The following is a 740-nucleotide window of genomic DNA, read 5'->3' on the forward strand; positions in this document are numbered from 1 at the left end:
CTTTTTATACCAAAGATATAACCAAGCAAGATGATTTTGAAGAGACGAACAGGGTCAACAGGTGGACGCCCATTATCTTTACAATAAAGATGAGCGACTTCATCACGAATGAATTCAAAGTCGATAGCATTATCGATTTTGCGCACTAAATGGTCTTTAGGAACTAACTGTTCCATCGTCACCATTTCCAGTTCGTATTGTTGCGGGGTGGGTTCTTGAAGCATATCGGAGTATCCATATTTCGATACCCCTATTAGATCAAAGGTCTAGCTCGAAAGCTAGACCTTTGTCAGCAGTCTGAAGGGAGATGGCCACATCTCCCTTTTTTCTTAGGAAGGGATTGTTTACGCACTCATGATTTGGGCAAATTTGCTGTATGTGCTGACTTTGCCATTAATGTATTCAATGCCGCAGTGAATGTTCTGCTCTTTGTTTCCTACGATTTGATACTCGACATAACTCGCCACTGATCACTTGATAACAAAAACCGTCTATGACTTTCCAAAGCCCCTGAAGGGCTTTTTCGCTGAAGAGATCTTTTTCCACCAACGTACCATTGGGTTTTAGATGCAATGTGGAAGAAAAACCGTCGACATTCACTTTTAACCAAGCGTGCTGATGTACTTCATAGCTCAGAATTTTGCGGCGAGTTTTCGCCCACTCGCGCAGCTCTTTTTCTTGCGCAGGGGTAAGTAATGGGTAGGTCTCCATCTCCATAAGGTGTGATGTTTTCGTACCAG

At 42.8% G+C, this 740-nt stretch carries 2 pseudogenes; both read right to left on the reverse strand.

The features are described from left to right. A pseudogene (locus tag CIK04_RS31710) lies at positions 1–224 on the reverse strand (IS5/IS1182 family transposase); the annotation flags it as partial. Positions 225–344: 120 nt separating this feature from the next. Then, positions 345–717 (reverse strand): annotated as a pseudogene (locus CIK04_RS31715) (hypothetical protein). Positions 718–740: the final 23 nt, after the last annotated feature.

This window comes from Vibrio sp. 03_296, from assembly GCF_002265885.1.